The organism is Gemmatimonas sp. (assembly GCF_021298855.1).
Classification (GTDB): domain Bacteria; phylum Gemmatimonadota; class Gemmatimonadetes; order Gemmatimonadales; family Gemmatimonadaceae; genus Gemmatimonas.
The window spans coordinates 164,927-189,635 of sequence record NZ_JAJTHI010000022.1 but is presented as its reverse complement, the minus strand read 5'-3'; the positions used below and the strand labels follow the sequence as shown (position 1 = coordinate 189,635).

General features: G+C 69.5%; 29 protein-coding genes. 16 read left to right on the top strand and 13 right to left on the bottom strand.

What is annotated here, in order from left to right:
* The first annotated feature begins 20 nt into the window (after positions 1 to 20).
* Both LW840_RS08945 and LW840_RS08940 read left to right on the top strand, forming a co-directional pair.
* Complete coding sequence (locus tag LW840_RS08945) at positions 21 to 479, top strand: DUF3299 domain-containing protein (RefSeq protein WP_291267820.1); 459 nt, start codon at positions 21 to 23, stop codon at positions 477 to 479.
* Positions 476 to 982: a DUF2796 domain-containing protein gene (locus tag LW840_RS08940; protein WP_291267819.1), complete on the top strand. Its 507-nt coding sequence runs from the start codon at positions 476 to 478 to the stop codon at positions 980 to 982. The genes LW840_RS08945 and LW840_RS08940 overlap by 4 nt, the downstream gene beginning before the upstream one ends.
* Before the next feature lie 52 nt (positions 983 to 1,034).
* Here the strand turns inward: LW840_RS08940 and LW840_RS08935 are convergent, their stop codons facing one another.
* The 3 genes from LW840_RS08935 to LW840_RS08925 form a co-directional block, all read right to left on the bottom strand.
* Entirely contained in the window at positions 1,035 to 2,906 is a 1,872-nt protein-coding gene (locus LW840_RS08935) for a permease (RefSeq protein WP_291276834.1), read from the bottom strand.
* A gap of 105 nt (positions 2,907 to 3,011) precedes the next feature.
* Positions 3,012 to 3,353, bottom strand: coding sequence for a hypothetical protein (locus tag LW840_RS08930; protein ID WP_291268420.1), 342 nt, complete (start codon positions 3,351 to 3,353; stop codon positions 3,012 to 3,014).
* Between the two features lie 85 nt (positions 3,354 to 3,438).
* A complete protein-coding gene (locus tag LW840_RS08925) occupies positions 3,439 to 3,786 on the bottom strand; it encodes a metalloregulator ArsR/SmtB family transcription factor (protein ID WP_291268419.1) in 348 nt (115 codons plus the stop codon).
* A 113-nt stretch (positions 3,787 to 3,899) separates the two neighbouring features.
* Here LW840_RS08925 and LW840_RS08920 point away from each other — a divergent pair, with 113 nt between their 5' ends.
* A complete protein-coding gene (locus tag LW840_RS08920) occupies positions 3,900 to 4,280 on the top strand; it encodes a (2Fe-2S) ferredoxin domain-containing protein (protein WP_291276833.1) in 381 nt (126 codons plus the stop codon).
* Positions 4,277 to 5,413 (top strand): thioredoxin domain-containing protein, encoded by a 1,137-nt coding sequence (locus LW840_RS08915; RefSeq protein ID WP_291276832.1) that lies wholly within the window; start codon positions 4,277 to 4,279, stop codon positions 5,411 to 5,413. The genes LW840_RS08920 and LW840_RS08915 overlap by 4 nt, the downstream gene beginning before the upstream one ends.
* Here LW840_RS08915 and zigA read toward each other — a convergent pair.
* On the bottom strand, positions 5,406 to 6,677 hold the full coding sequence (gene zigA / locus LW840_RS08910) for a zinc metallochaperone GTPase ZigA (RefSeq protein WP_291276831.1): 1,272 nt from the start codon (positions 6,675 to 6,677) through the stop codon (positions 5,406 to 5,408). The two genes, LW840_RS08915 and zigA, sit on opposite strands and share 8 nt — an antisense overlap.
* The gene (gene rpmG, locus LW840_RS08905) at positions 6,674 to 6,832 is read right to left on the bottom strand and encodes a 50S ribosomal protein L33 (RefSeq protein WP_291268779.1); all 159 of its coding nucleotides are present in this window, start codon (positions 6,830 to 6,832) and stop codon (positions 6,674 to 6,676) included. The genes zigA and rpmG overlap by 4 nt, the downstream gene beginning before the upstream one ends.
* Positions 6,833 to 6,886: 54 nt before the next feature.
* Between rpmG and LW840_RS08900 the strand changes: the two genes are divergently transcribed.
* Positions 6,887 to 7,543, top strand: a complete 657-nt coding sequence (locus LW840_RS08900; protein WP_291273718.1) for a hypothetical protein — start codon at positions 6,887 to 6,889, stop codon at positions 7,541 to 7,543.
* On the opposite strand, the gene LW840_RS08895 is transcribed toward LW840_RS08900, so the two are convergent.
* The gene (locus tag LW840_RS08895; RefSeq protein ID WP_291276830.1) at positions 7,540 to 8,181 is read right to left on the bottom strand and encodes a phosphatase PAP2 family protein; all 642 of its coding nucleotides are present in this window, start codon (positions 8,179 to 8,181) and stop codon (positions 7,540 to 7,542) included. The genes LW840_RS08900 and LW840_RS08895 overlap by 4 nt on opposite strands.
* A 100-nt stretch (positions 8,182 to 8,281) precedes the next feature.
* Here LW840_RS08895 and LW840_RS08890 point away from each other — a divergent pair, with 100 nt between their 5' ends.
* The 11 genes from LW840_RS08890 to LW840_RS08840 all read left to right on the top strand — a co-directional run bounded on the left by LW840_RS08890 (position 8,282) and on the right by LW840_RS08840 (position 17,189).
* Complete coding sequence (locus LW840_RS08890; RefSeq protein WP_291262815.1) at positions 8,282 to 8,653, top strand: transcriptional repressor; 372 nt, start codon at positions 8,282 to 8,284, stop codon at positions 8,651 to 8,653.
* Positions 8,641 to 9,210, top strand: coding sequence for an SCO family protein (locus LW840_RS08885; RefSeq protein ID WP_291268358.1), 570 nt, complete (start codon positions 8,641 to 8,643; stop codon positions 9,208 to 9,210). The genes LW840_RS08890 and LW840_RS08885 overlap by 13 nt, the downstream gene beginning before the upstream one ends.
* Entirely contained in the window at positions 9,210 to 9,704 is a 495-nt protein-coding gene (locus tag LW840_RS08880; protein ID WP_291268359.1) for a copper chaperone PCu(A)C, read from the top strand. Before LW840_RS08885 ends, LW840_RS08880 begins: the two co-directional genes overlap by 1 nt.
* Positions 9,705 to 9,714: 10 nt before the next feature.
* Positions 9,715 to 10,065, top strand: coding sequence for a hypothetical protein (locus LW840_RS08875; protein WP_291276829.1), 351 nt, complete (start codon positions 9,715 to 9,717; stop codon positions 10,063 to 10,065).
* A gap of 7 nt (positions 10,066 to 10,072) precedes the next feature.
* Entirely contained in the window at positions 10,073 to 11,284 is a 1,212-nt protein-coding gene (gene bioF, locus LW840_RS08870) for an 8-amino-7-oxononanoate synthase (RefSeq protein WP_291262811.1), read from the top strand.
* 40 nt (positions 11,285 to 11,324) lie between these two features.
* Positions 11,325 to 12,629 (top strand): adenosylmethionine--8-amino-7-oxononanoate transaminase, encoded by a 1,305-nt coding sequence (locus LW840_RS08865; protein ID WP_291268360.1) that lies wholly within the window; start codon positions 11,325 to 11,327, stop codon positions 12,627 to 12,629.
* Positions 12,622 to 13,377, top strand: coding sequence for a dethiobiotin synthase (gene bioD, locus LW840_RS08860; RefSeq protein ID WP_291268361.1), 756 nt, complete (start codon positions 12,622 to 12,624; stop codon positions 13,375 to 13,377). The genes LW840_RS08865 and bioD overlap by 8 nt, the downstream gene beginning before the upstream one ends.
* 62 nt (positions 13,378 to 13,439) lie before the next feature.
* A complete protein-coding gene (gene bioB, locus LW840_RS08855; protein WP_291262808.1) occupies positions 13,440 to 14,507 on the top strand; it encodes a biotin synthase BioB in 1,068 nt (355 codons plus the stop codon).
* 47 nt (positions 14,508 to 14,554) lie between these two features.
* Positions 14,555 to 15,190, top strand: a complete 636-nt coding sequence (gene pdxH, locus LW840_RS08850; RefSeq protein WP_291268362.1) for a pyridoxamine 5'-phosphate oxidase — start codon at positions 14,555 to 14,557, stop codon at positions 15,188 to 15,190.
* Positions 15,187 to 16,158 (top strand): phosphodiester glycosidase family protein, encoded by a 972-nt coding sequence (locus tag LW840_RS08845; protein WP_291276828.1) that lies wholly within the window; start codon positions 15,187 to 15,189, stop codon positions 16,156 to 16,158. The genes pdxH and LW840_RS08845 overlap by 4 nt, the downstream gene beginning before the upstream one ends.
* A gap of 134 nt (positions 16,159 to 16,292) precedes the next feature.
* Positions 16,293 to 17,189 (top strand): hypothetical protein, encoded by an 897-nt coding sequence (locus tag LW840_RS08840; RefSeq protein WP_291276827.1) that lies wholly within the window; start codon positions 16,293 to 16,295, stop codon positions 17,187 to 17,189.
* A gap of 27 nt (positions 17,190 to 17,216) precedes the next feature.
* Here LW840_RS08840 and LW840_RS08835 read toward each other — a convergent pair whose 3' ends face one another.
* The 7 genes from LW840_RS08835 to fadJ form a co-directional block, all read right to left on the bottom strand.
* The gene (locus tag LW840_RS08835; RefSeq protein ID WP_291262804.1) at positions 17,217 to 17,960 is read right to left on the bottom strand and encodes an SDR family oxidoreductase; all 744 of its coding nucleotides are present in this window, start codon (positions 17,958 to 17,960) and stop codon (positions 17,217 to 17,219) included.
* Between the two features lie 87 nt (positions 17,961 to 18,047).
* A complete protein-coding gene (rsgA, locus tag LW840_RS08830) occupies positions 18,048 to 19,013 on the bottom strand; it encodes a ribosome small subunit-dependent GTPase A (RefSeq protein ID WP_291261960.1) in 966 nt (321 codons plus the stop codon).
* Positions 19,010 to 19,393, bottom strand: a complete 384-nt coding sequence (locus tag LW840_RS08825) for a hypothetical protein (RefSeq protein ID WP_291261959.1) — start codon at positions 19,391 to 19,393, stop codon at positions 19,010 to 19,012. Before LW840_RS08825 ends, rsgA begins: the two co-directional genes overlap by 4 nt.
* The gene (locus LW840_RS08820; protein WP_291267521.1) at positions 19,383 to 20,312 is read right to left on the bottom strand and encodes a proline dehydrogenase family protein; all 930 of its coding nucleotides are present in this window, start codon (positions 20,310 to 20,312) and stop codon (positions 19,383 to 19,385) included. Before LW840_RS08820 ends, LW840_RS08825 begins: the two co-directional genes overlap by 11 nt.
* Positions 20,313 to 20,321: 9 nt before the next feature.
* The gene (locus LW840_RS08815; protein ID WP_291276826.1) at positions 20,322 to 21,998 is read right to left on the bottom strand and encodes a M14 family zinc carboxypeptidase; all 1,677 of its coding nucleotides are present in this window, start codon (positions 21,996 to 21,998) and stop codon (positions 20,322 to 20,324) included.
* A gap of 15 nt (positions 21,999 to 22,013) precedes the next feature.
* Positions 22,014 to 22,550, bottom strand: coding sequence for a DinB family protein (locus LW840_RS08810; RefSeq protein WP_291267523.1), 537 nt, complete (start codon positions 22,548 to 22,550; stop codon positions 22,014 to 22,016).
* 10 nt (positions 22,551 to 22,560) lie between these two features.
* Positions 22,561 to 24,705 (bottom strand): fatty acid oxidation complex subunit alpha FadJ, encoded by a 2,145-nt coding sequence (gene fadJ, locus LW840_RS08805; protein WP_291276825.1) that lies wholly within the window; start codon positions 24,703 to 24,705, stop codon positions 22,561 to 22,563.
* Positions 24,706 to 24,709 lie beyond the last annotated feature (4 nt).

Below are 24,709 nucleotides of genomic sequence, written 5' to 3'. Positions count from 1 at the left end.
ACATCGCTTCCTGGGGACTCATGCTGCTCGTCGCCGCCATGTGCGGCGGCGTGCGGCCGCGGCCGGTTCCCGATGCCCTGCCAAGTGCCGGGACGACCTCGGACCAGGGCGTCATCACCGTCGACTGGAAGCTGCTCCGCGGGCTTGATTACCGCTCGGGCAAGATGAGCGACACGCTCAAGGCGCTCGACGGCAAACGCGTTCGCGTCCCAGGCTTCATCGTGCCGCTGGACGACCTGCAGGACCGCGCCAAGGAGTTCCTGCTCGTACCGTATTTCGGCGCCTGCGTGCATCTGCCACCGCCGCCCCCCAACCAGATCGTGTACGCCTCACTGCGCAGCATGGCCACGCTTTCCCTCTTCGATCCCGTGTGGGTGGTCGGGACGTTGCGCGTCGAGAACTACAAGTCTCCCTACGGTGTGGCGGGGTATCGCATCGAGGCGGAGAAGTTCTCGAAGTACGAGGACGTGGCGCGATGACCCGGGCACCGCGTCGCGGGCGCTTCGCCGCCCTGTTGCTCCTCGGGGCACTCGGCGCACGCGTTACCGACGCGCAGCATACCCACGGGCAGGCGACACTGCTGATCGGTCTCGAAGGGGCAGCGGGGCGGATCGAACTGCGCGCGCCGGCCGACGACATGTACGGCTTTGAACGGGCGCCGCGCACGGCCGCCGAGCGTACGCGCCAGAACGCGGCCTTGGCGCAGTTGCGCACTGGTGGAGCAACGCTGGTGAAGTTCGATGCGGCGCTGGGCTGTCGCGTGGTGGCCGATTCCGTGGGGGTGCTGCAGGGGCGCGGTACACACGCCGAGGTGTATGCGCGCTGGCAGGTGCAGTGCGCGCGTCCGGTGGCGGGGCGGCCGATCGGCTTTGCCATCAGTCGCGCGTTTCCCAACGTCGAACGGGTGAGCGTGCAACTGCTCTCCGACAGTGCCCAGACCGGGCGTACCATCGTGCGCGATCGCGGCGTGGTCGTGCCCTGACCGCCTGCCTCCCCCGCTCGCGCCGACTACCGGGCGGGGTCCGGCATGCGGCTCACGTGGAAGACAGCTCGAAGCGCAGCTCACCCAAGAAGCCACGGGCGCCGCGGCGCAGCACCGATGCGGCGTACAGCAGCGCCACCAGCGCGACCGACGTGATTTGCCACCACGTGCCCTGCCCCTCGCCAACGAGCGCTGGCTGCGATGCGGTCAGCGTGGGCCACACCAGGTTCACGAGCAGCCCCAGGGCAACGGCCACGCCCACCATGGCGCTCGAGAAGAGCCAGGCAAAGCGACGACCGTGGAGCCGCGTGAGAACGCCCAGCGTGGCAATGTTGGTGGCAGGACCGGTGAGCAACAGGGCGAGGCCGGCGCCGGGGCTCACGCCGGCCGCCACGAGCACCGCCACCAGCGGTGTCGACGCCGACGCGCAGATGTAGAGCGGCATCCCCACGGCGGCAAACACCAGGACATCGACCCCCGTGGGCAGCTGTGTGAGCCACGATCCCTCCAGGAGTGGCGTGGCGAACGCCGCCACCACGATACCCGCCAGAATCCACGGGGCGGTATGGTCGACCATGTCGGCGAGCCCCGACCGCGCGGCCTGCGCGAGCCGGTCACGGGTGTTGACGGGTGCATCGTTGGCTTCGCCAAGCAGCGGCAGCGCGGCGCGCTTGCGCGGCACGAGGGCACCGACCAGCAGCGCCACGGTCATGGCCGCCAGCGCGGCGGCCGCGACGCGGATAACGGTGTACTGCGTGCCCAGCAACGGCACCGACAACAGAATGGCGTCGATCCCCAGCTCGGGCGTGGCAATGAGAAACGCCACGGCGGCCGTGGTGGACGCGCCCCGCTGCACCAGCTGCTGGTAGAGCGGCACCACGCCGCACGAACAGATCGGGAGCGGCAAGCCCACGGCCATTCCGGCAAGCCCCTGTCGCACGCGCGAGCCCCTGCTCATCCATGCCAACCCGCCGGTGGGGAGATACGCGTGCACGAACCCCGCCGTGATGTAGGCCAGGAGAACCGCCGGCGCGCTGTCGAGGCACAGTGCCCAAAACGTGTCACCGATGGCGGTGGCGGTTGGCATGGAGAGCGCGTCGCTGCGCAGCAGCAGCAGTCCCCCCAGCATCGCGGCGCCACTGAGGGCCCCCAACCCGTTGGCCCAGCGGCCCCACGGAGTTGGCGGGTGGGAGTGCTGGTGACCGTGGTCATGGTCGCTCGGATGCGCGTGCCCGTGCGCGTGCCCGTGCGCGTGCCCGTGCGCGTGCCCGTGCGCGTGACCCGCGGCGGTGCCGTGCAGATGCGGATGTCCCGGTTCATGCTCATGCGCGGGATCATGGTCGTGCGCCGGATGCGCGATCACGTGCAGCAGCGACCCGCCCACCAGCGCTTCGAAAAGGTGTCCGGCGCGCTCAGGCAGGGCGGCGAAGAGAGTGGCTTCCGTCTGGTATCCCACCACCATCGCCGCGCCCATGAACAGCAGCACCAGCCACGGGACCACGGGATGGCGGTCGCTGAGCACCCACCACACCATGAGGCTCACCGGCAGCTGATGCAGCAGCACGCCGTAGCCCAGCAGACTGCCGCCGTCGCTGCTCTGCGCCAGCGCACTGCCGTCGAGCAGCGAGTGCAGGGCGATGCCCACCATCGCCAGCACCGTGACGATCAGGTGGGTTTGCCGTACGCCGAAGGTGAGCAGACGTTCGGCGAGCCCCGGCAAGACGAAACCGGCCACGATGAACACCAGCGCGAGCAGATCGCCATGCTCGAGAGCGTGCGGCACGACATCGAACAGCACCAGCCCACCAATGCAGATGAGCACGAAGCCATCCACGAAGGTGAGCAACGCCGCCTGCCGGCGCGCCAGATGGGCGACCGCGGGGCCAAGGGCAAGCGCCGCCAGGGTGGCGAGAAGCAAGGACATGCCGGACATACCCAAGAGTAGCGCGGGGGTTGCCACGGGCGAAGCGGGGCGCGCCGTATGGCGGCGCTCCCGAACGTGTGTGGTCGGGAGCGGCGCCGGTCCGGCTCAGGCGACGGCCATCACGCTGCCGTGAAAGTCGCAGTGATCGCCGTGCGGATGATGGAGGTGCCCGTCAACGAGGTAATCGACATGGTCACCATGCGGCACGGCGGGGTGCCCGCAGCCTTCACCATGCACGTGCGCGGCATCGTGTCCGCCGCAGCGATGACCGGGGGTGCAGTCGGCGGGATTGGCCGCGGTCACGGCGAGGTGATGCTCTTCGACCCCGCTCCCGTTGGGATGGTGCAGGTGCCCATCATGCAGATAGTCCACATGATCGTCGTGCTGGATGGCCGTGTGACCACAGCCGGCGCCGTGGACGTGGGGGTGATTCGCGTGCAAGCTCATGACAGGACTCCGGGAGACAATCCGGGGGGAATGAGCAGTCGAGCGGTTCCCCCGGGAACGCCACGCGACCGGGTGCCTGGCACCGTCAGCCGTCGGCCTCCGCAGCATGGCGAAGGAGGTTGAGGATGAGTTGCTGGATGTGCTGATCGGCAAGCCGGTAGCGCACGTGCTTGCCGTCGCGACGCGAGGTCACAAGGCGCTCGCCCCGCAGCACGCGCAGGCGCTGCGATACGGCAGGCATGCTGTCACCGGTCAACGCCGCGAGATCGCTCACACACCGTTCGCGATCGCCGAGCAGTTCGAGCAGCGCAAGTCGGGACGGATCGCCCGCGGCGGCCAGCATGCGCGACGCGCGTTCGCGGATGGCCGCGGTGACCAGGGGCGGCGCGGCGGGTTGCTCGTGTTCGGTGGACCCACACAGTTCACTCTCCATGCGTGGTAGCCTACGCAATCAATTAAACAATTGCAAGATTAAATAACTGTACTTTTGATGCTTTCGTTGTTGATTGCGATAACTCGCTATCAACAATTTCTCCTTCAGCAGCGATGACCACCTGGAATCTGAATGGAACGCAGCGGCTCGTGCTGCTGTGCAACGGCGACAGTTGCAGCGACCGCGGTGGCGATGCGGTGACCGTCACCCTTCGCCGAGAGATCGCCGCGCTGGGACTGGACCCTGCCGTGCACACGGCCCGTACGCGATGCCTGGGACGGTGCGACGACGGCTGTACCGTGGTCGTGCAGCCCGACAACGTGTGGTATCGCAACGTGACCCCGGACTTCGCGCGCCGCCTCGTACAGGAACACCTGCATGGCGACGCCCCGGTGCTGGAGCAGGTGAGTTTCCTGCCGGGCACGAGCGGGTTGCGGCAGGTGAGTGGGGTGTACCCGGGGGTCGCCAAGCCGCAACGGGAGACCGAGCGATGATCGATCGCCCTCTCGCCCTGCTTTCGTTGTCGCTCTGGCTGATCGTGGCAAACGCGGCCACCGCGCAATCGCGTCCTGCAACCCCGGTCGACAGTGCTCGCCAGGAGCTGTCGTTGATTCGTCGGGCTGACGCGGCGCGCAGCCGGGGGGTTGGTCCAGCAGGGGCGCTCGACTCACTTCGGCCCACCATCCACGAGTTCGTCGATCACGCCTGCCCCACCTGCCGCAGCTTTGTGCTGGGGCAGGGTGACTCGCTGGCGGCGTTGGCGGCCACATGGCGGGCCAACCTCGTGGTCCGCGTATCACCAATCCCGGGGCTGTTGCGGGGAGCGCACGCTGCCGAGGCCGCGTTTTGTGCGGGCGGGCTCGGTGGAGCCACGGTGTTCGATCGCGTGCACAAGCAGCTGCTGCGCGATCAGGAGCAGTGGCGCCACCTCGCCAACCCAACGGACAGTCTGGTAGCGATCGCGGTTCGTGCCGGCGTGGACTCCATCGCCGTGATGCGCTGCCTGCGTCACGGGACGACCCGGCCCCTCGTGCTGAGTGACGCCCGGTTGGCTACGCAATTGCATGTGGACGGCACCCCTACCGTGCTGGTGGTACGCCCTGGGCCTCTTGCGCCGCCGGTCCGTGTTGTTGGCGAATTGTCCACGCCTCGCATCCGCGCGGCCGTCGAGGGGGCGTCGACGCCCGGCACAGCACTCCCATCCGCGGTGAGCGTGCTGGGACGCTGGTACGTGGATTCCCTCGCGATCGACCACTGGGCCCCCGTCCTGCACGCCGCCGCCGATTCGATTCGGCACGCGACCGCGATCGACATCCGGCGGACCGTGGAGAACATTCGCGCCGGCCGCACCCGCATCGAAACCGAGTTCGACGCGTCGCTCAAGTACACGCACCGGGTTCGCACCGACACCCTGATCACTTACGAGGAACGAGGGGCGTGGGCGGTCCCCGGTACGAGCGGCTTCCTGCACGTCATGCGCGACGACGGCCGAGACGGTACGAATCACGGCACGAGGATCGTCGCGGGCGATGCTCGGATCCTCGTGCTCGAGAAGGAATTCCGCGGCGGAGCGTTGCACGGACTCACCGAGCGCGTGTACCTCGTCCGCGCCGCGTCCGTCAGGTGAGTTCGTCTTCGGCCTCGTCTTCGGCCTCGTCCTCGTCCTCCACCTCCGTTTCCGCCCACTCGGGAAACGGATCGTGGAACGCCGACCACAGCGCCGGACCGGCGGCGAACTCTTCCGGCGTCACCAGGCACGCGTCGAGCATGGCGGTCAACGCCGACTGGTCGAGCCGCTGCCCGATGATGGCGATCTCCTGGCGGCGGTCCCCCACCTCGGGGTCCCAGTGGCCTTCGATGATCGCGCGCTCCTCATCGTCCACCTCCCAGCTGTCGGCCGGGCTGGCCACGTACCAGTAGCCCGCGGGGTTCACCTCCACCAACTGGCCGGCCTGCGCCCAGCTCCCCACGAGGTCAGGGCGCGTGGCCGTCCAGAAGAACCCCTTGGCGCGCAGCACCCCAGGCAGACCACGGTCCACCTGATCCCACAGCCGCTGCGGATGGAACGGGCGCCGCGCCCGATACACGAAGCTGGAGATGCCATACTCCTCCGTCTCCGGCACATGCTCGCCCGCCAACTCCTTCTGCCACCCCGGGGCCGCCTCGGCCTGCGCGAAGTCGAACAGGCCACGCCCCAGAATGGTGGCCGGCGCCACCACGCCGCGCGTGGAGGTGACCAACTCCGCCTCCGGGTTGAGGTGCCGCAGAATCGCGATCAGTCGCCCCAGCTCGTCGTCGCCCACCAGATCGGCCTTGTTGATCACGATGACGTTGGCAAACTCCACCTGGTCGATGAGCAGATCGGGGATGGTGCGCTCGTCCTCGTCGCCCAGCGCGAGCTGCCGCGCCTTGAGGTCGTCGAGCGACCCCAGGTCCGCGAGAAAGCGGTACGCATCGACCACCGTGACCATCGTGTCGAGACGCGCCACCTGCGCGAGGGAAACGCCCTCTTCCGTTTCGAAGGTGAACGTGGCGGCCACCGGCAACGGCTCCCCGATGCCCGTGCTTTCGATGAGCAGATAGTCGAACCGCCCTTCGGCGGCGAGGCGCGCGACCTCCTGCAGCAGGTCGTCGCGCAGCGTGCAGCAGATGCAGCCGTTCGTCATCTCCACGAGCGTCTCCTGCGTGCGCGACAGCGCCGCATCACCACCGCGCACCAGCTGGGCGTCGATGTTCACTTCGCTCATGTCGTTCACGATCACCGCCACGCGCATCCCCTCGCGATTGGCGAGCACGTGATTGAGCAGCGTGGTTTTGCCGGCGCCCAGAAACCCCGAGAGGACCGTGACCGGCAACCGGCGGTCGCTCGACAGCACGGCAGGCGCGGTCACTTGGACTCCCGGTAGAGCACGTGCTTCTTCACGAACGGATCGTACTTGCGCTGCTCGAGCCGCTGCGGCGTCGTGCGCGGATTCTTGGTGGTGACGTACATGTGATGGCTCTCGGTGGAGCGCAGCTTCACGTTCACGCGGCCGCTCTTGGCCATGGGGTCTCCCGCAGAAGTGTTGACTACACAGTATTGAGATCCTAGTATCACTAAATGCCCGCGCAAGCCCCTTCCCGCCCGCTGCGCCTCCCCGTGCTGCTCGACCAGCAGTTCTGGTTCCTTGGGCACGACATCCGGCACACCGACGGCAATGCGCTGCAGCGGTTCGGCTTCGTCCGCTGGGGGTCACCCACGCCGGGAGGAACGAGCTGCTATGTGTATGCGCTCACGGGCAATCCCCCACTTGAGGCCGTGGTGTGCTGGGGGTTTGGGGCCTATTGCGGACCCGTGCACTTCCCTGCGCTGACCAGCGGCGGCGGCGGTATCGCGGCCGCCCCCCGGGCCGAGTCAGCGGCGGAGGATCGCCCGGGCGGCAGCGGATATGCCTCCCATCGGTTGGGCGAGGGCGGCGTCCTGCTGCCCCGTCATGCCAGCAGTGCCCGCCTCACCGACCGGCCGCTGGCGCTTCCGCTGCATCAGCTTGGTCAGCTGCCACGCGCACGTACGGCCCGCTGCAGCAGCGAGCACGAGCGCGTACACCGGGGCATTGCCGTGGTGGCGGAGCTGTTCGCCCGCTACGAGGCGTGGGCGCCGTCGGTCCTGGGGAAACACTACCGGCTCCAGACCCTCGCCGACCTGCCGCGACACAAACGGAAGCGGTTCGACTGCTCCGCGGATCTGCGCGCGCACTGGGAGTCGTGGCGGTGCTAGGTCACGGCGACGGGTGGTCGCAGCCGGGAATCGAGCGCCGCCACCACCCCCCACGCCACACAGGCGGCGACCACCGTGTCGCTCAGGAAGTGCGCCGTGGCCATCACGCGCGTCAGGCCGCAGCCGGCGGCGAGGGCGTAGAACACCCAGCGCGCGCGTGGAAAGAGTCGTGCCAGGGCGAATGCGCCGGCGAACGCCACCAGTGTGTGGGAGCTGGGCATCCCCATACCCCGGTTCGACCACGGGCCGTCGGTGAAGCTCCGAAAGGCGTACCCGAACAGCTCCGGGTCGGGGCGCAGCCGTCGTACCAGCAGTTTGAGCAGCTCGGCTGCGAGACCACCCAGCAGCGGGCCGAGCACGAGCAGCGTGGTGCCGGTCTTGCGCGTCGGCCGCTCCTCCTGCTGCAGCCACCAGGCGAGCGCCAGCAACAGCCAGGTGGGGAGGAACCCCATGCTGCGCAGCAGGCGCCCCCAGTCCTTCTCGTACACGCCCGGAACCCGTACGGTGCGCCAGGCGACGTCATCGAGCAGGTGCGCCGCCACGATGGCGGCGCCGCTCACGAGCAGCCAGCGCCCCCACGCGGGGCGGGAAACCAGTGGCGCCCCGACGGGCGCAGGGTGTGGGGTCGGGTCGGGCATGCGGCAAATCAATCGGGGGGCTCCCCCGCCCGCCACTCTGGACACCTCCATCGCGGCGGCCGGATGCCCCGGGCCACTGCACCATGCCATATTTGACGCCATGGAACGCAATACGCGGCAGCGCGATGCCATCCGGTTGGTGTTCGAGGAGATTCCGCGGCCTCTGGGCCCCACCGAGGTCCTCGAGTACGGGCGGAGCCACGTCTCGAAACTGGGCATCGCCACGGTTTATCGCACAATCAACTCCCTCGTCGACAGCGGCTGGCTGGTTCCGGTGGAGCTGCCGGGCGAACCACCGCGCTACGAACGCGCCGGCTCGGCCCATCACCATCACTTCCGCTGCCGGCAGTGCACCCGCGTGTTCGAGATTCACGGGTGCCCGGGTGACCTGCGTGATCTCACGCCGCAGGGGTTCCATCTCGAGTCGCATGAGGTGGTGCTGTACGGGCTGTGTGACAAGTGCGCGGCCTGATCGCAGGCATCACCGCGGGGGTACTGCTCGTCTCGTGTGACACCCGCGGCCGCTTTGAGGGCGTGGCCGTGGATCCGCCCCGGGCGATGGCCCCGGTGGCCTTCACCCTCCCCGACAGCACCGCGTACACGCTCGGGGGCACCCCCGACGGCGCCACGGTGGTGTTCTTCGGGTACACGCATTGTCCCGACGTCTGCCCCACCACGCTCGCCGACTGGAAGCGGGTGAAGGCACAACTCGGGCGCACCGCCGAGCGCGTGCGCTTCGTATTCGTGACCGTCGATCCTGAGCGGGACACGCCGGCCGTGGCGCTGCGCTATGCGCGGCAGTTCGACAGCACCTTCGTGGGGCTGTCGGGTGACGCCCCAACCACGGCCCGCACGCTGGAGCTGTTCGGCGTGGCGGCGGCGCGCGAGGCGGGCACACCCGCCAGCGGCTATCTGGTGAGTCACTCGTCCCAGCAGTTCCTGCTCGATGAGCGCGGGGCACTCGTGGCGCTCTACCCCTTCGGAACCCGCTGGGAGGCACTGGCGGCCGACCTGGAACGTTTGCTGTGATGACCCATCATCGTCTGCAGCTGGTCGCGCGCGAGGCCGTGCGCGTGGCGCTCGCGGCCGTGCTGCCGGTCTGCGTGGGTTGCGCCGGTAGCGACGCCGCCTCTGGCGAGGCCGCCTCCGGCGACACGCCGCGCGCGGGACGCCTGGTGTCGGCCGCGTGGGCACGGCCAGCCGATTCCGGCGCCACCAGCGGCGCGTACCTCACCATCGTCAACGCCGACTCCGTGGCCACGGAACTCGTGGCGGTGACCAGCACGGCAGCCACAGCCGCCGAAGTGCACGAGTCGATGCAGCACGACGGCATGGCGCACATGATGGCCCGCGCCGCCGTTCCCATTGCGCCGCGCGACTCCCTCGTCATGCAGCCCGGCGGCGTGCACGTCATGCTGCTGCAACTCACCCGGACGCTCGCCGTGGGCGATACCGTGCCGCTCACGCTGCGCTTTGCGGCTGGCGACTCGCTCGTGGTGCGTGTTCCGGTGCGCGCCCCCTGATCATCGCCTCATGACCCGGCAACGCGTCGCCACGCTCGTGGCGATCATCTTTGGCACCGCCGCGGTGGCGTGGTGGAGCTGGCCACGCCCCGACACGCTCATTCGCGTGCAGCGCGGGGGTGTGGCCGTGGTGACCGATGCCTTCGGCCGCGACACCCCGCTGCCCGACACGGTGTTCGTGGGCGGTCGCGGCCCCAAGCGGAAGATTCGCGTGGTCAACGAGGACACAGTGCAGCATCGCCTCGCCATGTTCACCGTGCCGGCCGGCCAACAGACCGACTACACGGTGCCGCCCGGCACCTTTGGTGGTGTGTGCTCGGCGCATCCCACGAAGACGCAGCTCACCTTCGTGATCCAGTGAGGAGGTCGTGAGTCCGCCGTTTTCCGATCACCCGCTGCTGCCCCCCTCCACGATGAACGCGGCGCTCGACGACGCGTTGCGCGCGTTGGAGGCGCAGGGACTCAAGCGCGCGCTGCGTCAGGTGCAGCAGCGGCGTGCGGGCACCGTGCTGCTGGGCGGCGACCGGGTGGCCGACTTCGCCTCCAACGATTATCTGGGGTTGGCGAGCGATGCGCGGGTGGCGCGCGCGGCTCATGCCGTGCTGCAGGCCGAGGGCACGGGAGCGGCCGCCGCCCGGCTCATCTCCGGCAATCATCCGATACACGAGGCGCTCGAGCACACGCTCGCCCGGCTCAAGGGGTGCGACTACACCCTCCTCTTTCCGTCGGGATACATGGTCAACGTGGGCGCCATCCCGGCGCTGGCCGACCGGGGCGACGTGATCTACTCCGACGCGCTCAATCACGCGTCGCTCATTGACGGGTGCCGCCTGTCGCGCGCCACGGTGCGGGTCTTTCCGCACAACGACCTCGAGGCACTCGAGCGCATGCTGGCGGCCGAGCGTACCCAGTTCCGTCGGGCACTCATCGTGGTGGAGGGCGTGTTCTCCATGGACGGGGACTACTGTCCGCTCGACCGGCTGGTGCCCATTGCCCGGCATCATGAGGCGTGGACCTACGTGGACGATGCCCACGGCACCGGGGTGCTGGGCGCCACCGGCGCCGGCAGCCTCGAACACTTCGGCGTCTCCCGCGACGTGGACGTGGTGGTGGGCACCCTTGGCAAGGCGCTCGGCACGGCCGGCGCCTACGTGGGTGGCTCACAGGAGCTGGTGGAGTTCCTCGTGAGCCGCGCGCGCTCCTTCATCTTCACCACCGGATCGCCGCCGGCCATGGCCGCGGCCACGCTCGAGGCGTTGCGCATTGCCGAGGTGGAAGGGTGGCGCCGCGATGCGGTGCGTGACCGCGCCCGGCGCCTGCGCCGGCGACTCCTCGCGGCCGGGCTGCCGGTCACCGGTCCGGAGGACGGGCACATCATCCCGCTGCAGATCGGCGACCCTGTGCGCACGATGGCCACCGTGGCCGATCTGCGACGCCGCGGATTCCTGGTGGGGGGCGTACGCCCGCCCACCGTGCCGGCCGGGACATCGCGTCTGCGCATCTCCATGTCGGCGGTGCATCCGGTGGAGCTGGTGGATGCCCTCGGCGCCACGCTCATCGACGTGCTGCGCCGAGTCTGACTCGCGCGGCACCGTTTCTTCCTTCGCGCGCAGGCGCTGCATGGCCCACCCCTTTCTTTCGCTCGATGCCGCTCACGTGTGGCATCCCTACACCCAGCATCATCAGGCGCCGCTCCCGCGGCCCATCGCGCGCGCAGCGGGCAGCTGGCTGTACGATACCGACGGCCAGGCTGTGCTCGATGCCATCTCGTCGTGGTGGGTCACGACACACGGTCACTGCCACCCGGCGCTGGTGCAGGCGATCGCCGAGCAGGCGCGCACGCTGGACCAGGTGATCTTTGCCGGCTTCACGCACGAACCGGCGGCACGACTGGCGGCCGCGCTGGTACAGCGGCTCCCGGCGGGGCTGTCGCGCGTGTTCTTCAGTGACAACGGGTCCACGGCGGTGGAGGTGGCGATTAAGCTGTCGCTGCAATCGTTCGCCAATCAGGGAACGCCACGCCGTCTCATTGCCGCGCTCGACAACGCGTACCATGGCGACACCTTCGGCGCCATGGCGGCCGGCGCGCGCGGGGTCTTTACGCACATGTACGAGCCCCTGCTCTTCGAGGTGGCGCGGCTTCCCGACCCCTCCGAAGGCGACACGGTACGTGCACTCGAGGCGCTGCTGGACGCGCGCGGCCACGAGCTGGCCGCGGTCATCGTGGAGCCGCTGGTGCTGGGTGCCAGCGGCATGCGCGTGTGGGATGCGCGGGTCTTGCAGGCCATCCGTGCGCGCACCGCGGCGGCCGGCGTGCATCTCATTGCCGACGAGGTGATGACGGGATTCGGGCGCACGGGGCCCATGTTCGCCTGTGCGCTGGCCACCGTGCACCCCGATCTCATCTGCCTGTCCAAGGGAATCACGGGCGGCGTCCTGCCGCTGGGCGCCACCGTGGCCACCGAGGCGATCTTCGAGGCGTTCTCCAGCAGTGACCGGCGCAAGACCTTCTTTCACGGCCACTCGTACACGGCCAATCCCATGGCCTGCGCAGCCGCGCTCGCGTCGCTCGCGTTGTTCGACGAGGCGTGCGAAGGGGCCCGCCAGCGCATCGCCGACTGCCACACGTGGCATCTGGCCGCTCTGCGCAATGTGCCGGGTGTGAAGGCCGTGCGTCAGCTCGGTACGGTGGCGGCCGTGGAGCTGGAGGCGCCATCGGGGTATCTCAGCGATATCGGCCGCGAGCTGGCCGCGTTCTCGCTGCAGCAGGGGGTTCTCATTCGTCCGCTGGGGAACGTGGCCTACTGTTTGCCCCCCTACTGCACTCGCGACGACGAGCTCGACCGCGTGTACACCGTGCTGCAGCGTTTCCTGGCTGGCGAACGTGCCGCCCCACTCTCCACCGGAGGACCGGTCGATGACTGACCCCATCCCTGCAGTACGCCGCCTGGGCATCACCGGCACCGACACCGGCATTGGCAAGACGGTCGTGAGCTGCGCGCTGGCGGCGCGCGCACGGCAGCTGGGGATGCGCGTCGCGGCCATGAAGCCGGCGGAGTCGGGGATCGACGAGCGACCCGTGTCGGCGAGCGGCCTGCTGTCCGATGCCGACCGCCTGCGAGGCGCCTGCGGCAATGTGCACCCCCTGTCGCTGGTGCGGCCGTACGTGTTGCGCGAGCCGTTGGCGCCCATGGTGGCGGCACGACGCGCCGGCGTGACGATTGCGCTCGATCACCTGAACGAGGCGCGCACGGCGCTGGAACACGGTCAGGAGCTGCTGCTCGTGGAAGGTGCCGGCGGCCTCCTGGTACCGCTCACCGCCACGCTGTCGTACGCCGACCTGTTCGCCAGCTGGCAGTGCGACATGGTCCTCGTGGCGGGGAACCGGCTGGGGGTCCTCAACCACGTGCTGCTCACCGTCCAGGCGCTCGAACGCGCCCGGCTGCCGCTGCTGGGGATCGTGCTCACCTCGCTCACCGATCACGACGCCACGGTGGCGGAGGCCACCAACTTCGACGTGCTGCAGGAACTGCTGCCCACGCAGCGTCTGCTGCGCTTTCCGTGGGTCGATCGCGTGGAGGATTTCGACGCGCTCGCCGATGCGGCGCACGCGTCGGGGCTGGACACGCTCCTGGGCGGCGGGGCAGCACCCCACCGTCGTGCAGTTGGGTAGCAACCCTTTACACTTCACGCAGTATCGGCGCGCAGCGCCCCCTCACTCTCGCCTTCCGTCCCATGACCGTGCTCCCCATCTGGCAGTCGCTCGCCGACAAGGCACTCGCCGGTGACCTGCTGTCCCGCGATGAAGCCCGTGCCGTGCTCACCGCGCCCGACGATCAGCTGCTCGACCAGTTGGCCGCTGCCTATCGGGTGCGGCGCGCCACGTGGGGCAATCGCGTGCGCCTGCACTTCCTGCTCAACGCGCAGAGCGGGCTGTGCCCGGAGGACTGCGGCTACTGCTCGCAGTCCAAGATTTCCGCCGCCGAGATCGAGAAGTACCCCATGCTGGCGCAGGAGCGCATCATGGAAGCCGCCGATCGCGCCGCGCAGCTCAAGGCCGGCACGCTGTGCATGGTGATCTCCGGTCGCTCCCCCGGCGAAACGGTCTTCGGCAAAGTGCTCGACGCGGTGAAGGCGGTGCGCGCGAAGCACGACCTCAAGATCTGCGCCTGCCTGGGGCTGCTCAACGAGGAGCAGGTCCTGCGCCTCAAGGAGGCGGGCGTGGAGACGGTGAACCACAACCTCAATACCTCGGCCAATTACACGCCGGAGATCGTGAACACGCACACGTTCGAGGATCGCGTGAACACGGTGGCAGCGGTGAAGAAGGCCGGCATGAAGACGTGCAGCGGCGGCATCCTCGGCATGGGCGAAAGCCACGACGACGTCATCGACCTGGCGCTCTCCCTGCGTGAACTCGACGTGAAGAGCGTGCCGGTGAACTTCCTCATCCCCGTCCCGGGCACGAAGCTCGAAGGCGTGCGCCAGCTCGACCCGCGCCAGTGCCTGCGCATCCTGTCGCTGTATCGGCTGCTGCTGCCCACGCAGGAGATCCGCATCAGCGGTGGCCGCGAGGTGCACCTGCGCAGCATGCAGGTCATGGGGCTGTATCCCGCCAACTCCATCTTCGTGGGCGACTACCTCACCACGCAGGGGCAGACGGCGCGCGAGGATCTGCGCATGATCGAGGATGCGGGCTTTGTCCTCGAAACACCGGACGGCGACGCGTTCACCGGCGACCCCTTCGATGGCGTGCCGGAAGCGTACCCGCGTGCACCGCTCCCGCTGGTTGATGTCGCCTGACCCGACGCACACCGGCCACGGCGCCCTCCCCCCCGTTTCCCGAGATCATGTCCATCGCCGACATCCGCAAGGAGTACCAGCGTCACGTGCTCTCCGAAGCCGACGTGGCGGCTGACCCCATCGCGCAGTTCTCCGTCTGGTTCGACGAGGCGGTCAAGGCCGAGGTCCTCGAACCCAACGCCATGTGTCTGGCCACGGCCACCCCCGATGCGTATCCCTCGGCGCGCATCGTGCTGCTCAAGGGCGTGGACGAACGCGGCTTCGTGTTCTACACCGACTACCGCAGTCGCAAGGGCACGGAGCTGGCCGATAATCCGTGCGCGTCGCTCTGCTTCTTCTGGGCCGAGCTCGAGCGGCAGGTGCGCATCAACGGCGCGGTGCAGCGGGTGAGTCGCGCCGAGTCCGACGCCTACTTCCAAACGCGCCCCCTGCCCAGTCGCATTGGTGCGTGGACGTCGTCGCAAAGCAGCGTGCTGGCGTCGCGCGAAACGCTGGAGGCGCAGCTGGCCGCAAATGCGCAACACTTCGCCAACGGCTCCGTGCCCTTGCCCGAGCACTGGGGTGGCTTCCGTGTGGTGCCGGAGGAGATCGAATTCTGGCAGGGGCGTCCGAGTCGCTTGCACGACCGCATCCAGTTCCGGAAGGAAGCCGGCCGCTGGGTGAAGCGGCGCCTCTCGCCGTGAGGTACGGGCGCCGGTGGCGGTTGGCATTGGCCACCACCGGCCTCGTCATCGTGACTCCCGCTGCGGCGGGCGAAAGGTTGGCGGGCGCCCAGTCCCGGCCGGGCACGTCGGTACGTTCCGCCGGGTCGCCGGCGGCCGCCGGCAGTACCGCGCGCTTGGAAACGACCCGCATCGACGCCATCCGCTGCCAGGCGCGTGAGGCGGCGCCCGCGTCCCCACCGGCCTTGCGCTGGCGCGGCACCACCGTGCGCTGGGCCGAATGGCCAGTCCGGCTGGGCGCCGAGGGGGTGCGCAACCGGATCATCGTGGCGGTGGTGGATCCGGCCCGCGTGACGCTCACGCTGGAAATCGCCCGCGCGGGCAATGCGTTGGGCCCATGGACGATCGAGGAGGCCCCGCCGGACGCCATTCTCGCCTTCAACGCCGGCCAGTTCACGGATGCCGGCCCGTGGGGCTGGGTGCGCCATCGCGGCCGTGACCGGGCCGCTCCGGGCGCCGGCGCGCTGGCGGGGGCGTTCGCGGTCGACACCGCCGGCAGGCCGGCAATATTGCCGGCGCACACCCTGCCGGCCGCCACCCTCGACGCGCGCTGGGAGGAGGCGGTGCAGTCGTATCCGCAGCTCCTCGTGAGTGGCCTGCCGGTTCCGGCTCTGTGCGCAGGCACCGACCTCGATCGTGCCCATCGGGACGCGCGCCTCGTGATCGGCCTGCGGCGCGATGGAATGCTGCTGGTCCTCCTGTCGCGCTACGCCGACACCGGCAGCGGCCTCACGCGAGCCGTCGAACGGGTGCCGATCGGTCCCACGACACCGGAAATGGCCGAGATCGCCTGGCGACTCGGGGCGATCGACGCCCTGATGCTCGACGGCGGCCTGTCGGCGCAGTTGCGGATTGGCCGCGGCGCCGCGGCGTCACGCTGGCCCGGACTACGGGCCGTGCCGCTGGCGATCGTCGCGCGCCCGCGCTGAGCTCCGTGCGGAACCCGCCTGACGCCACGCCGCGAGGTGGGGCCGCCCGGACCGACCGCCGACTTGCCAGCGTCGGCCAAACGCCAAGATTATCCGACCGGCTTTCCTCCACTCATTCCCTCGGGAGTTGCGCCATGCGCCGTCTCCACTGGATCACCGCCCTGCTGGTCGGCACCGCCGCCCTCGGCCCCCTGTCCACGCCGGCGTCTGCACAGCTCGGCCGACTCAAGAAGATGGGCGCTGACGCGATCAAGGACGCCGCGAAGACGAAGGCTGGTCTGGCGGAGCCGAGTGCGAACAGCAGCGCGAAGAAGGCGAACATGACCATCACCCCCGAGCGGCTGGATCTGGTGCTGACCAGCCTTCAACCGCTCGTCGCCACCGCTGAACTCACGCTCGCTGCCGTAACGCCGAGAGCCGCCTACGAGGCGAAGCGGAAGGCGGCCGAAGAGTGCGTGTCGGCGGCGCAGAAGTCGGTGAGCCCGGCCGCCATGATGTCGATGGACGAGAAGAGCATTGCCCGGCTCGAGGGGATGCAGAAGCAGGGCGAGGCGATGGAGAAGCGTGTGCAGGCTGCGATGGCCCGCAAGGACGCCAAGGCGGTCATTGCGCTCCGTGACTCGATTCAGGTGCTCTCGGCCACCACACAGGTCATCGCCATGGGTGGCCGCTGCGCGTATCCGCACCAGCCCCCCGAGCTGATTGCCCTGGAAGCCTCAATCCGCGGGCAGGCGTACGTGGACGGCTCCGAGCAGCCGTGGTTGAACGGCAAGAGCGCAAAGCCGCTGGAGCCAACGCCTGAGGCGCGGAAGGCCATGACGCGCGAGGAATTTGGCCTGCTGCGGGAGCGCATGGCGCTGTGGGCCATGGCGCAGTCGGACCCGGAGTTGAAGAAGGCCCTCGAGGGCAAGTTCACCGCCGAGGAGATCGCGGCCCTGACGGCGAAGTCGGCGGAGCTCGGCCGGCTCGGTCCCTTGTTCAAGGGAGGAGCGCTGGGTTGGGTTGCGTGGGGCGACGTCAGGGAGTGGTGAGCGCGGCGGCAGGCGGAGCGTCCGGCGCTAGCGCGTTCGCACGCTCCCCAGCCCGCCGTCGATCCCGAACACCTGGCCGGTCACCCAGCCGGCGTCGGGACCGGTGAGCCAGGCGATCAGGGACGCCACCTCGTCGGGCGTCCCGATACGGCCGAGCGCGTGCATGGCCTGCGAGGCGGCGAGCGCCGGCGCGGACGCGGTAATGCGCGCCGTGAGGGGCGACGCCACAAGCCCGGGCGCCACGGCGTTCACGCGAAGCCCGCGCGCCGCGTAGGTGGCCGCCGCCGAGCGTACGAGTCCCTCCACCCCTCCCTTGGCCGCTGCGATGGCCTCGTGGTTGGCAAGACCAATCCGCACCGCCGCCGTGCTGCACAGCACCACACTGCCGCCTCCGGTCAGGACGCGAGCGGCCGCGCGCACGACCCCGAACGCCGTCGTGAGGTTCTGCGCGATCACCTGCTGGTATTCATCCGCGCGCGTCAGATGGGCCGGTTTGAGGAGCAGAGAGCCGGCCGTGTTCACCACCCCGCCCAGCGTGGTGCCACGCGACGCCGCGTGCGCGACCGCCGCGTCGACAAGGGCGTCGAGCTGGTTCCAGTCGGTTGCGTCGGTCACCAGGCTCGGCGCCTCCACCGCAGCGCCAAGGGCCGCCAACGGTTCGGCGCGCCGCGCCGCGAGCAGGAGGGGCACGCCGGCGGCGTGGAGCCGGTGGGCGAGCGCCTGGCCAATGCCACCGGTGGCACCGACAATGAGAACGAGAGGGGGCGTCATATCGGGCCAATCCCCAACTGCGGTCCGCGGTTCCTGCCGGAACCGCTGGGAATTCCGGGACCGTGGCGCCGCACCATGGACGGCACCCTACGCCGCCAACTCCTCGCGCAGCTTCACGTAGCTCTCGTAGCGACCGCGGGCAATCGTGCCGCGCTCGACGGCGTCACGAATCGCGCACCCCGGCTCCACGGTGTGCAAGCAATCGGCGAAACGGCAGGCCCCGAGCAGGGGAGCGAACTCCGGGAAGCAGTGCGGCAACTCCGAGGGATCGATCCCCCAGAGCCCCACCTCGCGCAGGCCGGGGGTATCGGCAAGGAACCCACCGCCCGGCAACGGATGGAGCACGGCCCCGACCGTGGTGTGGCGCCCCTTGTTCACGCTGTCGCTGATGGCAGCCGTGCGCAGCTCGAGCCCCGGGAACAGCTCGTTCATGAGTGACGACTTCCCCACGCCCGAGGGGCCGGAGAGCGCCGAGCTGCGGCCGGCCAACTCCGCCCGTAGTGCCTCGAGCCCTTCGCCGGTCTTCACACTGGTGTAGTGCACCGGGTATCCCGCGGCTACGTGTTCGGCAAAGAGCGCGCGCGCCCCCTCTGGGGACACGAGATCGCACTTGTTCACCACGATGCGCGCGTGCAGTCCATTGGCCTCGGCAATGACCAGGAATCGGTCGAGCATGCGCGGGTGCGGTTCCGGACGCGCGGCGGCGAAGACCACGAGCACCTGGTCGAGATTGGCCACCACCACCCGTTCACCGCGCGCTCCGCCGGGCGCACGTCGGGCCAGCTTGCTGCGGCGCTCGTGAATGTCGGTGATGAACCACGCGCCCGGGTCGCCGTTGTCCCAACGCAGCCGCACCCGGTCGCCCACGGCCAGCTTGAGTGCCCCGTGCGCCTCGTGCTTGAGCCGTCCACGCAGGGACGCCGACGCGACGGCCCCGCTCTCGAGCCGCACATCCCACACCCCGCCCGTGCCTTGCACGACGACGCCTTCCACGGCGTGATCTGGCGGCGGCGCGGGCCCCTGCTGCACGAACAGGCTCGCGTCGCGGGTCACGGGGCCGACCGCGTGCGCACGAGGCCGTCGAGGGTGGCCTTCACCAGCGAGAGCGCCATGCCGCCAAGTTGATGCCGGACCGCTGCTTCGCTGAAACCGGTCACCATGAACCCGGTTTCGAGATGCCCCTGCACCTCGGGCTCTCCGTGGCTCCAGCGCACGAAGAACAGATACGCGCCCCACGGCGCCTCAGGCTGGCCGGTGGTATCGGTGAGGATGTCCACCGAGTAGGCGCACCCGTCGGCGCCCTCGAAGGCCGCCGGCCGCTTGTGCACCGCCATGTAGCCGCCAAGCGTCCGCTCATCGCCGGCCGCATGATCGGGCGGCTGATGATGACCGTGATGTACCGTCGGCGACGCATCGCCCTGGTCAGCTGCCAAGCGACTCCTTCACGATGTTGCCGGCCATGAAGGCAATGTTGGCCGGACGTTCGGCGAGGCGGCGCATGAGATAGGGATACCACTGGCTGCCGAAGGGCACGTAGACGCGCATGCGGTACCCTTCCTTCACGATCTGCTCCTGCAGGTCACGCCGCACGCCGTAAAGCATCTGGAACTCGAAGCGGTCGGGGGCGATGCCCTGCGCTTTCGCGAACCGCTTCGCCTCGGCAATGATGGCCTCGTCGTGCGTGGCGATGCCGGGGTAGCGCCCCTCGGTCAGCAGCGTGTGCATCGCGGCCACGTAGTTCTTGTCCACGTCAGCCTTGTCCGGGAATGCCACGTCGGGCGGCTCGAGGTAGGCGCCCTTGCAGATGCGCACGCGCGCGGAGAGGCGGTTCGCGCGCGCCACGTCGTCGAGCGTGCGACGGAGGGAGCTCTGCAGTACGATGCCCACGTGGTTTTCGAAGCCGGGGAACAGATGCTGCTCGAACGTATCGAGGGTGCGATCGGTGTAGGCGCTGGACTCCATGTCGAGTCGCACGAAACTGTCGTACTGCCGCGCGCGCGCGATCACCTCCCGCACCACCTCGACCCCGAGGTCATCGGAGATGTCCTGCCCGAGCGCGGTGAGCTTGACCGACACGTTCGCATTGAGCTGGCGCTCGTGAATGCGATCGAGGATTTCGAGGTAGTGCCGGCCCGTCGCGCGCGCCTCCGCCTCGCTGTGCACGCTTTCGCCCAGCAGGTCGAGTGACGCGGCAATGCCTTTGGCGTTCAGTTGCGCCACCGCTTCGACGGCGGTGCTGATCGTTTCGCCGGCCACGAAGCGCGACGCCATCTTGCGCGCGAACCCGACATTCTTGACGAAGTCGAAGACGCGCTGCTGGCGCGAGAGATAGAGGAGGGACGTCCTGAGCATGGCCGGAAATTAGCGGATGGGCGCCGTCAGGCGCACGACTGGTGCCACCGCGCCCTTGGCAAGCGCGGTGTCGAACACGTTCCACGTGAGCAGGCCGTCGTCGCTCTCCGGGTCGAGCAGCAGCAAGGCCACCAGATCCTGTGGCGTCCCGGCAGCCACGATGACGGTGCCGGCCGCGAGCGTGCGGGTTGCGTCACGCCACCGGCCCTGCACGGACATTTCCCGGTGCCCCTGGAACGGGCGTCCGCTGGCCACCACCGAGTCCACGACGAACTCCCGCAGCGTCACGGAGGCCGGAGCGGCGAGGGGGCGGAAGGCCACGCCGTGCGCCGCAAGCAGTTCCCGCGCGCGCGGCCAGTCGCCTTCGATGGCGTAGCCGTACGGCGACGGGGTGCGCGTCAGGGTGGCCTCGAAGCGGTCGATGACCGGCATGCGCTGCGCCGTGATCACCCCCGACCGCCGGAGGCCGCGCGGCACCCCCGGCTCGGTCAGCTGGGTCGTATCGGCTACGCGGTCGAGGCGCTCGACCAGCACGGGTTGGGTATCCGGCCGGCTCGTGAAGCGGCCGCGAATGGGAATATCGGCGCGCCGGGCACCGGTGAAGGTGGCCGCCGCCACCCCGGCCGCCACCCGGCGCAGGATGCGCGGCCGGTCTTCCGCCACGTAACTCAGGATCTCCTGCACGAACGCCCGCGTGCTCGCCACGCGGCGCGCGAACGGATCATGCGAGTAGGCCTCACTGAGAATGCTCACGGCACCGCGCAGTCCCACGTAGTTGGTTCCGTAGCGCTGCTTGTGCTCGTAGGTGGCCCACCCCGACTTGAGGTCGGCCGCGAGGCTCTCGCGCCCATTGGCCCCGGTGAAGTTGCCGTAGGGAAAGACCTCGAAGCCGTGCTTCGCCTTCATGCGGCGCCGAATCTCCGGAAGCAGCGTGTCGGCGGTGAAGGGGGCCAGCGGCGCCGCCGGATGCAGCGACGGCGAATAGGTCAGCGCGTACCCATGGTAGCTGCCATTGGTGGTGTGCAGATCCATGAACACGTCAGGCGTCCAGGCGGCAAACGCCGCCAGTGCGCCCACCGTCTCGGGAGCCTCGGCCTTCACGTAATCGCGATTGAGATCGAGCCCCGCGCCGTTCGGCCGCTCCCCGATCATCTCGGGACCGTTCTGCGCCCCGCGGTTGCGCGCCTGCGGCGCCAGCTTGTCGTTGCCGTCGCTGTTGTAGATGGGGACCACCACCAGCACCAGCGAGTCGAGCACGTTGGGGCGGGCCCCGAAAGACCAGTCGCGCAGCAGCGCCAGCACGGCCTCCTTGCCTTCCACCTCACCGGCATGGATGTTGGCCTGTACGTACACCACCGGCCGCCCCAGCCGCCGGGCCTCGGCCGGCGTGCGCACGACCGGGCGCGAGGCCACCACGAGGGGCACCGCCTTGCCCATGGGGGAGCGCGCCAGCTCGCTGACGCTGATGGGCGCGCCCAGCGCGCGCAGCGAGTCGAGGAAGCTCATGACGTCGGCGTACGACGACGTCTCGCGATAGTCGGTGCGTTCGGCGCGCGTGCGCGGCAGTGCGAGAGCGGACGCGGCGGGCTGCGCGGTGCCGGGGGCCGCGGCGCATCCCGCCAGAACGATGGCGGCGAGCACCGCCCCCGGAAGCGCGGCGACACGGGAGCACGCGAGGCGTGGCATTGGCGGCGACATGAGTCAGGAGGCGAGGATGGTGCGGATCTGCACCAGATGGCGAAGCTGATGCTGTGCGGCGAGGTGTCCCCACTGGTAGCCATCGAGTGGCCCGAACCGCGGGTGCGGAAAGTGCGCCTGTCCGAGGGCGCGTCCCGACGCGGCGGCGAACGCCGCAATGAGTCGCGCGCGCGCCGCGCGCATCTGTTCAGCCGATTCAGCCATCGGCGTTCCCTGGACCGGTTGTACCATCTCCGGGGCGGCCACCTTGCGCACGGTCGGGTCGGCCACCTTGAAACGCAGTACCGACGGTGCGACCGGCTCGTCGCTCGATTCGGGCTGGTCGGCCACCTGCTTGGCGATGGTACCCACCACGCGTCCGGCGCCGCTTTCCACGATGGCCATGTGCTCGAGCACTTGCGCCACCGTCCAGCCGTCACCCAACCGGCGCGCTTCATCCGCGGCGGTGAGCGTGGCCAGCAGGGCCTCGGTCTCGCGTTGGGCATCCTCCAGCGCGGTGATCACCTCGTGAATGCGTGGATGCAGGGCGGGTGTCGACATGGTCAGGGGATCAGGGGTGGAAGCGGCGCCCGCTCGCCGCCATTTCCCGGAGCAGGGCCGCCGGTTCGAAGCGGCCTGGGAAGCGGGCGTTGAGCGTGTCGAGCTGCGCCACCACGGCGGGAAGACCCAACGTGTCCAGGTAGCGGAACGGACCGCCGAGGAAGGGCGGAAAGCCAATGCCGAACACGGCACCGATGTCGCCGTCGCGCGCGCTGCGGATGATGCCGTGCTGCAGACAGCGCACCGCCTCGTTGAGCAGGGGGAGGACGCAGCGCGTCTGCATCTCGCTGCCTCCCATTGCCTGCCGCGACGCGCCGGCAGGCGTGAGAGCGTAGACACTCTCGTCCACGCCGTCGCGCTTGCCGTGCTCGTCGTACCGATAGAAGCCGTGCCGTGCCTTGCGTCCCAGCCGACCGCTTTCCACGACGCGTCGCAGCGTCTCCGACGGCAGCATGCGATCGCCGTACGCCGCCACCATGATCGGCCCCGACTTGCCGGCAATGTCGAGCCCCACTTCATCGAGCAGCGTGATGGGTCCGACCGGGAAACCGAAGTCCACCAGCGCCGCGTCGAGCTCCTCGATGCGCGCGCCCTCGTCCAGCAGGCGTCCCGCTTCGTTGAGATAGGGCGCGAGGATGCGATTGACGTAGAAGCCGGCGCCATCCTGCACCACGATGACCGTCTTGCCCAGCTGTCGGCCGTAGTGCACGGCGGTGGCGGTGGTGGCGGCACTCGTGCGTGGCGTCACGATCACTTCCAGCAGCGGCATCTTGTGCACCGGCGAGAAGAAGTGCATGCCCACCACCCGATCAGGGCGCGCCGCCGCCTCGGCGATGTCCCGAATGGGAATCGTGCTGGTGTTCGAGGCGAAGATGGCGCGGGGCGCCGCCGCCTGCGTTTCGCGCAGCACCTGATGCTTCACCGCGAGATCTTCGAACACCGCCTCGATCACGAGGTCGGCGTTGGCAAAGCCACGGTAATCGGTGGTGCTGCCGACCAGCGCCAGCGTGTCGTCGAACTGCGCGCGGGTCAGCTGCTTCTTGCGCAGCCGCTCGCGCAGCACGTCGCGCACCGCACGCCAACCCGTAGCCAGGCGCTCCACCGAGGCATCCTTGAGCCGCACCTGGGTGCCCGCCTGCACGGCCACGCCGGCAATGCCGGCGCCCATGAAGCCGGCCCCGAGCACCCCCACCTTGCGCACCGCGGCGGGCGTTGCCTCCACGCCAGCGGGCAGTCCGCTGTCCTTCTTGAGCGCCGTGGTGGCGAAGAAGAGATACGTGAGCTGTCGGCACACCGGTGACATGGCAAGCTCCCCGAACCGGCGCGCCTCTTCCCGCAGCCCGGCCTCCATGCCTTCCGCGTACCCCTGCTGGATCACGTCGATGGCGGCAAGTGGCGCGGGGTATTTCCCCCGCGTCTTGCCCATCACCCCTTCGCGGGCCTTGCGGAACACGAGCGTGCGCCCCAGCGCGTTGTCTTCGAGCAGCACCACCGCAGCGCCGCTGGCGCGACGGCGCGTCGGCGTGGGACGCCCTCCGGCCAGATCGTGCACGCGACGGAGCGCCACCTCGCGCAGGATGGCGGGATGCACCAACTCGTGCACCAGCCCCATCTGCCACGCCTTGCGCGCCCTGATGTTGCGCCCGGTGAGAATCATGTCGAGCGCGGCCTGCAGCCCCACCGTACGCGGCAGGCGCTGGGTGCCGCCGGCGCCGGGAATGAGCCCCAGCTGCACCTCAGGGAGGGCGAGGACCGTCTTGGCATGGTCCGTGGCCACACGATGCCGACAGGCCAGCGCCACTTCCAGCCCGCCGCCCAGCGCCGCGCCATGCACCGCCGCCACCACCGGCTTGCGCATGGCCGCCAGTCGATCGAGCACCGCCTGTCCGGCGCGCGAGAGCCCCTCGGCCTGCGCTGCCGTGTCAATGCGCGTGAGCTCGTCGATATCGGCACCGGCAATCCAGCTGTCGGGCTTCCCGCTCAGCAGCACGGCCCCGACGATCGCCTCGTCCTGCTCGATGCGACGGAAGAGACCATCGAACACCGGCGCGACCCGGGAGTTGAGCGTATTCACCGGCGAACCCGGCTGGTCGTAGCAGATCACGGCCACGCCCTGCTCCACCGTACACGTCACTCCGGTCGCCGCGTCGGCCACGAGA